This is a genomic window from Yoonia sp. 72 (assembly GCF_034652275.1).
GTDB lineage: Bacteria > Pseudomonadota > Alphaproteobacteria > Rhodobacterales > Rhodobacteraceae > Yoonia.
Genome location: NZ_JAXIWG010000002.1, coordinates 762,628 through 770,970 on the forward strand (window position 1 = coordinate 762,628; position 8,343 = coordinate 770,970).

The 8,343-nt window shown below is 61.6% G+C and carries 11 protein-coding genes; 10 read left to right on the plus strand and 1 reads right to left on the minus strand.

Translation table 11 applies throughout. From position 1 onward, the window contains the following. Nucleotides 1-49 precede the first annotated feature (49 nt). Entirely contained in the window at nucleotides 50-667 is a 618-nt protein-coding gene (locus tag VCK47_RS12220) for a TetR/AcrR family transcriptional regulator (RefSeq protein ID WP_322890580.1), read from the plus strand. On the opposite strand, the gene VCK47_RS12225 is transcribed toward VCK47_RS12220, so the two are convergent. Next, nucleotides 664-1,236 (minus strand): NYN domain-containing protein, encoded by a 573-nt coding sequence (locus VCK47_RS12225; RefSeq protein ID WP_322890579.1) that lies wholly within the window; start codon nucleotides 1,234-1,236, stop codon nucleotides 664-666. The two genes, VCK47_RS12220 and VCK47_RS12225, sit on opposite strands and share 4 nt — an antisense overlap. A 125-nt stretch (nucleotides 1,237-1,361) precedes the next feature. Between VCK47_RS12225 and folK the strand changes: the two genes are divergently transcribed. From folK to lepB (VCK47_RS12270), 9 genes are all read left to right on the plus strand, one after another. Beyond that, on the plus strand, nucleotides 1,362-1,934 hold the full coding sequence (folK, locus tag VCK47_RS12230) for a 2-amino-4-hydroxy-6-hydroxymethyldihydropteridine diphosphokinase (protein WP_416236671.1): 573 nt from the start codon (nucleotides 1,362-1,364) through the stop codon (nucleotides 1,932-1,934). A 93-nt stretch (nucleotides 1,935-2,027) separates the two neighbouring features. Beyond that, a complete protein-coding gene (rpoZ, locus tag VCK47_RS12235) occupies nucleotides 2,028-2,381 on the plus strand; it encodes a DNA-directed RNA polymerase subunit omega (RefSeq protein WP_019956629.1) in 354 nt (117 codons plus the stop codon). 40 nt (nucleotides 2,382-2,421) lie between these two features. Further along, a complete protein-coding gene (locus tag VCK47_RS12240; RefSeq protein ID WP_322890578.1) occupies nucleotides 2,422-4,554 on the plus strand; it encodes a bifunctional (p)ppGpp synthetase/guanosine-3',5'-bis(diphosphate) 3'-pyrophosphohydrolase in 2,133 nt (710 codons plus the stop codon). 23 nt (nucleotides 4,555-4,577) lie between these two features. After that, nucleotides 4,578-5,225, plus strand: a complete 648-nt coding sequence (locus tag VCK47_RS12245) for a DUF2062 domain-containing protein (RefSeq protein WP_322892286.1) — start codon at nucleotides 4,578-4,580, stop codon at nucleotides 5,223-5,225. Between the two features lie 25 nt (nucleotides 5,226-5,250). Further along, the gene (locus tag VCK47_RS12250; protein WP_322890576.1) at nucleotides 5,251-5,991 is read left to right on the plus strand and encodes a pyridoxine 5'-phosphate synthase; all 741 of its coding nucleotides are present in this window, start codon (nucleotides 5,251-5,253) and stop codon (nucleotides 5,989-5,991) included. Continuing rightward, nucleotides 5,988-6,470, plus strand: coding sequence for a deaminase (locus VCK47_RS12255; protein ID WP_322890575.1), 483 nt, complete (start codon nucleotides 5,988-5,990; stop codon nucleotides 6,468-6,470). The genes VCK47_RS12250 and VCK47_RS12255 overlap by 4 nt, the downstream gene beginning before the upstream one ends. Next, nucleotides 6,467-6,868: a holo-ACP synthase gene (gene acpS / locus VCK47_RS12260; protein WP_322890574.1), complete on the plus strand. Its 402-nt coding sequence runs from the start codon at nucleotides 6,467-6,469 to the stop codon at nucleotides 6,866-6,868. Before VCK47_RS12255 ends, acpS begins: the two co-directional genes overlap by 4 nt. Before the next feature lie 51 nt (nucleotides 6,869-6,919). After that, on the plus strand, nucleotides 6,920-7,756 hold the full coding sequence (gene lepB, locus VCK47_RS12265) for a signal peptidase I (protein WP_322890573.1): 837 nt from the start codon (nucleotides 6,920-6,922) through the stop codon (nucleotides 7,754-7,756). A gap of 3 nt (nucleotides 7,757-7,759) precedes the next feature. Then, nucleotides 7,760-8,343: signal peptidase I (gene lepB / locus VCK47_RS12270; RefSeq protein ID WP_322892287.1), on the plus strand; the 584-nt coding region annotated here is incomplete at its 3' end.

Sequence of the window (8,343 nt, forward strand, 5' to 3'; positions counted from 1 at the left end):
ACATACGCTGTGTATGTGAACGAGATAGAAACATACGAGGTGTATGTCAATGGGTGACCCGTCCCCGCGCCGCAGCCGTGGCGAAATGCGCGAACAGACGACGGCGCAGTTGCTGGCGGCGGCCCGCCGCGCCTTTGCCGCTGACGGCTATGCGGCAAGCGCGATGGACGCGATCTGCGCCGACGCCGGTGTGACGCGGGGCGCGCTTTATCACCATTTCGGTGGCAAAGAGGGGTTGCTGGAAGCGGTCGTGCACCAGATCGACGCAGAGATATCGGTCCGGCTTGACGAAGAGGAAAAACGCCATGCCGACCCCTGGGTCGGTTTCAGGTCCTGTTGCAGACTGTGGCTTGAACAGGCGTTAGATCCCGAAATCCAGCGGATCTGCTTTCGTGACGCGCCATCGGTGCTCGGGCAGAAGTTGCGTGATCTCGACGAGATTTCCGCCATCGTGGAAATCCGCGAGTCGCTTGCGGCGCTGATGGCGTCGGGCCGCATCCGCGCGACCGACCCCGAGGCTTTGGCGCGCATGATCAACGGGGCGTTGGTCGATGCGGCGCTTTGGGTGGCGGCGGCCGGCGATGAACCGGCAGCGCAACGCGCGGCTTTGGACCGCGCACTTGCTGCTGCCGATGTGCTGCTTGACGGATTGGAACGCCGCGCCTAATCGCTGGCGCTGTCCGTATCGGCAATGTCGGGGCGTGGTTCGCGGGCGGGTCTGCCGATGACCTCGCGCAATTCATCCAGTTCAATGAAGTTATCGGCCTGACGGCGCAGTTCATCCGCGATCATCGGTGGCTGGCTGCGGATCGTGGACACGACCGACACACGCACCCCCTTGCGCTGCAACGCCTCAATCAACGGGCGGAAATCACCGTCGCCGGAAAAGATCACGGCATGGTCAAGGTGCGGGGCCAATTCCATCGCATCCACGGCCAGTTCGATGTCCATGTTGCCCTTGACCTTGCGTCGCCCCATGCTGTCGGTGAATTCCTTGGCCGGTTTGGTCACCATCGAATAGCCGTTGTAATGCAGCCAGTCGACCAGCGGGCGGATCGGCGAATATTCGTCATTTTCCAGCAGTGCGGTGTAATAGAATGCGCGCAGAAGCTTGCCGCGGCGCATGAATTCCTGACGCAGCAGCTTGTAGTCGATGTCGAACCCCAGCGACTTGGCCGCTGCGTAAAGGTTCGATCCATCAATGAAGAGCGCGAGACGCTCGTCCCGGTAAAACATGAAAGCCCTTTCGAGTGATTCCCTTGATCACCGATGTGATGTGAGTGGAAGGTTGATCAAGTAAACGCCCATATTATAGGGTGGTTCCCGTGAGACAAGAGGCGCTTTGCGGTATGATCGGCCAGATGACGCTTATTGCCCTTGGCAGCAACGACGCATCAGTTCAGGGTGACGCCGCGGCAAATGTGGCTTGGGCCGTCGGTCGCGTCAGCGCGCTGGCCCACGGTGTGGTGCGTGTCAGCCCGTTCTATGCGACCCCTGCCTACCCTGTGGGGGCGGGCCCTGATTTCGTCAATGCGGCGATGGCGTTTGACTCTGTCCTAGATGCCGCTGCCGTTCTGGCCGCCCTGCATACCATCGAGGCCGAGGCCGGGCGCATCCGCACGACGCGCTGGGGACAGCGCAGCCTTGACCTTGATCTGATCGCGCAGGGCGATCTGGTGTTGCCCGATGCCGCAACACATGACCATTGGCGCCACCTGCCGCCCCATGCGCAGGCAACAATTGCGCCCGACCGTCTGATCCTACCGCACCCGCGCGTGCAGGACCGCAGCTTTGTGCTGGTCCCGCTGGCCGATGTGGCCCCGGACTGGCGCCATCCGTGTCTTGGGCTAAGCGTGGTGGAAATGCTTGGCCAGGTTCCCGCGGCCGACCGCGCCAGTGTCGTCCGGTTGCCCGGTCCAACCGCGCAAGCCTGAAAATACGGGCAACCCGCGCCCGCTGGCCCTTGTCAATCCCTTTTGAACGCTCTAGGGATGCAGCTTCCGAAGCTTCCTGTCCGGAGATCTGTCATGGCCCGCGTTACCGTCGAAGATTGCGTTGATAAAGTCCCAAACCGTTTCGAGCTTGTCATGCTTGCCGCGCACCGTGCCCGCGAAATCGCCGCCGGTTCGCCGATCACCGTGTCGCGCGACAACGACAAGAACCCTGTCGTTTCGCTGCGCGAAATCGCGGAAGAAACCCAGCAGGCCGATGACCTGCGCGAACGCATGATCGAAGCCAACCAGACCCAGATCGAGATCGACGAACCCGAAGAGGACAGCATGTCCTTGCTGATGGGCGCCGAGGCCGACCGTCCGGTCGAGGATGACATGTCCGAGGAAAAACTGCTGCGTGCGCTGATGGAAGCGCAAGGCCAGCGCTAGGGCGGGCTGTTCAGCCTGCCAATAATGGGCGCGGAACCAGATGACGAATCCCGATAGTCTGATCTCTCTGGTTCGCGCCTATAACCCGAAAACAAATCAGGCCTTGCTGCGCGATGCCTTTGCCTTTGGTGCCGACATGCACGAAGGCCAGTTCCGCCATTCCGGCGAGCCTTATTTCACCCATCCCGTCGCGGTCGCCCATATCCTTGCCTTGCAGCAGATGGATGACGCGACGCTGGTCACCGCCCTGCTGCACGACACGATCGAGGATACCAAGGCGTCCTTTGCGATGGTCGAGGCCCGATTCGGCCGCGAGATTGCGGAACTTGTCGATGGCGTCACCAAGCTGACGAACCTGCAACTGACCTCGACCCAGACCAAGCAGGCGGAAAACTTTCGCAAGCTGTTCATGGCGACCAGCCGCGATTTGCGCGTGACGCTGGTGAAGCTGGCCGACCGTTTGCACAACATGCGCACGATCAAATCCATGCGCCCCGAAAAGCAGGCCCAAAAGGCCCGCGAGACGATGGAGATTTTCGCCCCCCTTGCCGGTCGTATGGGCATGCAGTGGATGCGCGAGGAGCTGGAGGATCTGTCCTTCCGCGTGCTGAACCCCGAGGCGCGCAATTCCATCATCCGCCGGTTCATCACGCTGCAGCGTGAAACCGGCGATGTGGTCCAGAAAATCACCGCCGATATGCGGGTGGAACTGGAAAAGGCCAATATCCTTGCCGATGTCGCGGGCCGCGCCAAGAAGCCCTATTCCATCTGGCGCAAGATGCAGGAAAAGGATCAGGGGTTCAGCCGCCTGTCCGACATCTACGGGTTCCGCATCATCGTCGCGACCGAAGGCGATTGTTACCGCGTGCTTGGCACGATCCACCAGCGCTGGCGCGCCGTGCCGGGGCGGTTCAAAGATTACATCAGCCAGCCGAAATCCAACGGCTACCGGTCGATCCATACCACCGTATCGGGCCGCGACGGCAAGCGGGTCGAGGTGCAGATCCGCACCCGCGAAATGCACGAGGTCGCTGAAACGGGCGTTGCGGCGCATTGGTCCTACAAGAACGGTGAACGCGTCGAAAACCGCTTTGCCGTGGACCCTGTGCGCTGGATCGCGTCCCTGACCGACCGGCTGGACGACGACCAGAACCACGAAGAATTCCTCGAAGCCGTCAAGCTCGAGATGTATCAGGATCAGGTGTTCTGTTTCACCCCCAAGGGCGAGGTCATCAAACTGCCGCGCGGGGCGACGCCCATCGATTTTGCCTATGCAATCCATACGCGGATCGGGTCGGCCTGTGTGGGGGCCAAGGTGGACGGGCTGCGCGTGCCGCTTTGGACGCGGCTCAAGAACGGGCAGTCGGTCGAGATTATCACTGCCGAAGGCCAGACCCCGCAGGCAACATGGATCGATATCGCCGTGACGGGCCGCGCGAAAACCGCGATCCGGCGATCCTTGCGCGAAGAAGACCGCGAACGCTATGTCCGGCTGGGCCGCGAACTGGCGCGCGTGGCTTTCGAGAACGTGCGCAAGAAATCCACCGAAAAGGCGCTGCGCACCGCTGCCAAGGCGCTGGCTATCGACAGTGTCGACGAATTGCTCGCCCGTCTGGGCAGTGCCGAGGTGACCGGCAGCGAGGTCGTGCGGGCGATCTATCCCGAACTGTCCTTGACAAACGGCGACGAGGTCGATCAGGGACGCGCGGTCGTGGGCCTCAGCCCCGATCAGGTCTATAAACGCGGGGCCTGCTGTCAGCCGGTCCCCGGAGAGCGTATTCTGGGCATCACCTTCCGCGGGCAGGGCGTTACGATCCATGCCATCGACTGTGCCGCGCTGGTCGATTACGAAGAACAGCCCGAACGCTGGATCGACCTGCATTGGCAGGAAGGCACGCATGCCGCCGTCAATACCGTGACCTTTGACGCGACAATCGCAAACGACACCGGCGTGCTGGGGCGCATTTGCACATTGATCGGCGAACAGAACGCCAATATCTCTGACCTCAAGTTCATCGACCGCAAGCCCGACTATTTCCGCCTGCTGATCGATGTCGATCTGCGGGATGCAGAACATCTGCACCGCGTGATGACGGCGCTCGAAGCGGAAAGCAACGTGTCCTCCATTGTGCGGCACCGCGATCCGGGGCTGGCGGGGTCTATGCGTGGCTGACAGGCCAGAAGGGAAGTCGTGTTTTGGTATTCAAGCGCAGGGATAGGCGGCCGATCTGGAAGATCGTGCTGGACTTTGTCTATCCGCGCGGCGGCTGGGCGCGGGCCTTTGGGTATGTAAAACACCGGCTGCGGCGCTTGCCTGACACGCCCGAAAAAATCTCTCGCGGGATCGCGGTGGGTGTGTTTGCCGCGTTCACACCGTTCTACGGGCTGCATTTCGTCATCGCGATCCTGCTTGCGCGGATTGCGCGCGGCAATATCCTTGCCGCGCTGCTGGGCACGTTTGCGGGCAATCCGCTGACCTATATTCCCATCGGGATCGCGTCTTTGGGGACAGGTTATTGGCTGCTGGGGCGTCCGTTCAATGCAGCGCTGTTCGGGCTGGATAACAGTGTCACCGCCGATTACTGCACGCTTGGCTGCCAGTTCAGTAATGCATTTTCGGACATCATCTACAATTTCGTGGCTATGTTCACGGTCGCCACCGCCGACTGGACCGGTCTGATTGCCTTTTATCACGAGGTTTTCGTACCCTACCTGATCGGCGGCATCGCGCCGGGCTTGTTCTTTGCGTGGCTCAGCTACTATCTGTTCGTGCCAATTATCGCGGCCTATCAGAAACGGCGCCGCAAGGTGTTGCAGGCCAAGCTCGACCAGTTGAAGAAATGACCTCTCTCGCCTGAAAGGGACGACCATGACCAATCTGCGGCTCGGTGTGAATATCGACCATGTGGCGACAGTGCGCAACGCGCGCGGCGGGGACGTGCCTGATCCGGTGCGCGCGGCACTGCTGGCACAGGATGCGGGGGCAGACGGGATCACTGCGCATCTGCGCGAGGATCGCCGCCACATCATCGACACCGATATCGAACGCCTGATGGCGGCGCTGCGTATCCCGCTGAACTTCGAGATGGCGGCGACGACCGAAATGCAGGCGATCGCCTTGCGCCACAAACCGCATGCTGTTTGCCTTGTCCCCGAAAAGCGCGAGGAACGCACGACCGAGGGCGGGCTGGATGTGGCGGGAAATGACAATGCATTGGCCGCCTATATCGCGCCTTTGCGCGATGCCGGGTCCCGCGTGTCGCTGTTCATCGCCGCCGACGAAGCGCAGATCAGGGCTGCCCACCGCATCGGTGCGCCGGTGATCGAACTGCATTCGGGCGCCTATGCCGATGCTTGGGCGGAAGGCGACTGGCAGATGCGCGACGATGAATTGCGCAAGATCACCGATATGACCGCCTTTGCCACCGATCTGGGGCTGGAGGTGCATGTGGGCCACGGGCTGACCTATGATTGCGTCACGCCCATCGCCGCCTTGCCGCAGGTGGCGGAACTCAACATCGGGCATTTCCTGATCGGCGAATCCATCTTTCGCGGGCTTGGCCCCGCGATTGCCGAAATGCGCCGCCTGATGGATGCCGCGCGCGCATGAGCGCGGCGTTGCTGACACCGACCACCGCCGAACGCGCCGCCATGCGCGATGTGACCGACCACGCTTGCCGCCTGCATGATCAGGGCAAGGATATCGTCTTTACCGCCGCTGTGGTGCTGGATGGCAAGGTGGTCGCCACCGCACGCAACGAGGTGGGCGAGACGGACGATATCAGCCGCCATGCCGAAGTCGTGGCCATCGCCGCTGCCGCCCGTACGCTGGGCCGGCGTGACCTGCACGGTGCCACGCTGATCGCGTCCTGCCAACCGTGCGAGATGTGCCTGAGCGCGATGCGCTGGGCGGGGATCGACCGCGTGATCTTTGCCGCGCAACAGGCCAATGCGGATGCGGCCTTTTTCCGGTTTCCGAAACTGACGATCCGCGATTTCCATGCCGCCTGCGACGGGGCCTTCGACTGGCTGGGCGGGCTGGACGAGGACCGTGTCGCCCATATCTATGCGCCGGGGGCTGCGGGATGATCCTTGGCATCGGCACCGACCTTGCGAATATCGACCGCATCGCGGCCACGCTCGACCGGTTCGGTGACCGGTTCCGCAACCGTGTCTTTACGCCCGTCGAACAGGCCAAGGCCGAAGCGCGCCACGACACACCCGGCACCTATGCCAAGCGCTGGGCCGCGAAAGAGGCCTGTTCCAAGGCGCTGGGCACCGGTCTGCGCATGGGGATTGCGTGGAAGGACATGGCCGTGTCCAACCTGCACACCGGCCAGCCCGTCATGGCCGTGACCGGTTGGGCGCGCGAAAGGCTGGACCAGATGACGCCACCGGGGCACGAGGCGATCATCCATGTGACGCTGACCGACGATCACCCTTGGGCACAAGCCTTTGTGGTGATCGAGGCGCGGCCCATCGCTTGACTCCACCCCCTTGCGCGATCATGTAGCGTCAAACCTTAAAAGGAACGGAAAATGGCCGAAAAAACGGGCTTTGTCAGCAGCGTGAAAGAGACGATCAAGACGATCTTTTGGGCGCTGATCATTGCGGGCGTGTTCCGTACCCTGTTCTTTCAACCGTTCTGGATTCCGTCGGGGTCGATGAAAGACACGTTGCTGATCGGGGATTTCCTGTTCGTCAACAAGATGGCTTATGGCTATTCCTATGCGTCCTGCCCGTCGATCCGTGTGCCTGCCGTCGGGCTGGATGTCGGTGCGGATGATTTCTGCGGCTGGTTCGAGGATAGCAACGACCGCCTGTTCGGCTCTGACCCCGAGGTCGGCGATGTCGTCGTGTTCCGCCACCCTGTGACGGGGCTGGATTTCATCAAGCGCCTGATCGGTGCCCCCGGTGACCGCATCCAGATGATCGACGGCGTGCTGCATATCAACGACACCCCAGTCGGGCTGGCTGATGCGGGCACCTTTACCGAGATCATGGAACCCCAAGGTCCGATGGGTGGCCGCCCGATGTGCGCCAACGACCCTGTTGGAATGGGGGCGGAATGTCTCAAGCCGCGCCAGACCGAAACGCTGCCGAATGGCACCAGCCACGCGATCCTGAACATCGGCACGCGCGCGACCGACAACACCGGTGTGTTCACCGTGCCTGCGGATCATTTCTTCTTCATGGGTGACAACCGCGACAATTCCATCGACAGCCGCGTGCCGCAAACGCTGGGCGGTGTCGGCTACGTGCCGCGCAAGGATATCGTAGGCCGTGCCGACCGTGTGCTGTTCTCGTCTGCGGGCCGGTCGATGCTGGCCTTCTGGACATGGCGCAGCGACCGCTTCTTCAAAGCGATCGAGTAGAAGATGAAGTGGTTCATTGCATCATTAGTTGTGCTACTCGTCGTTTGGCGGCTTATACTCAGCCCTTATTCGATCCCAGCAGGCTCGATGAAGCCAACTCTAGTGGTTGGCGATGTCATCAACGTTGTTCCTGTTCGTGAGGAAATATCTCGAGGGGATGTTTTAGTTTTCTCTCATCCTGTAAACGGCCAATTATGGGTCAAACGGTTGATCGGCGAACCGGGCGACCGGATCCAGATGATCGACGGCGTGTTGCATATCAATGACGAGGCTGTCGGTCTGGAAGACGGTGGCATCTTCACCGAGATCATGGAACCCCAAGGGCCGATGGGTGGCCGCCCGATGTGCGCCAACGACCCTGTCGGCATGGGGGCGGAATGTCTCAAGCCGCGCCAGACCGAAACGCTGCCCAATGGCACCAGCCACGCGATCCTGAACATCGGCACACGCGCGACCGACAACACCGGCGTGTTCACGGTGCCTGCGGGACATTTCTTTTTCATGGGTGACAACCGCGACAATTCCATCGACAGCCGCGTGCCGCAAACGCTGGGCGGTGTCGGCTACGTGCCGCGCAAGGATATCGT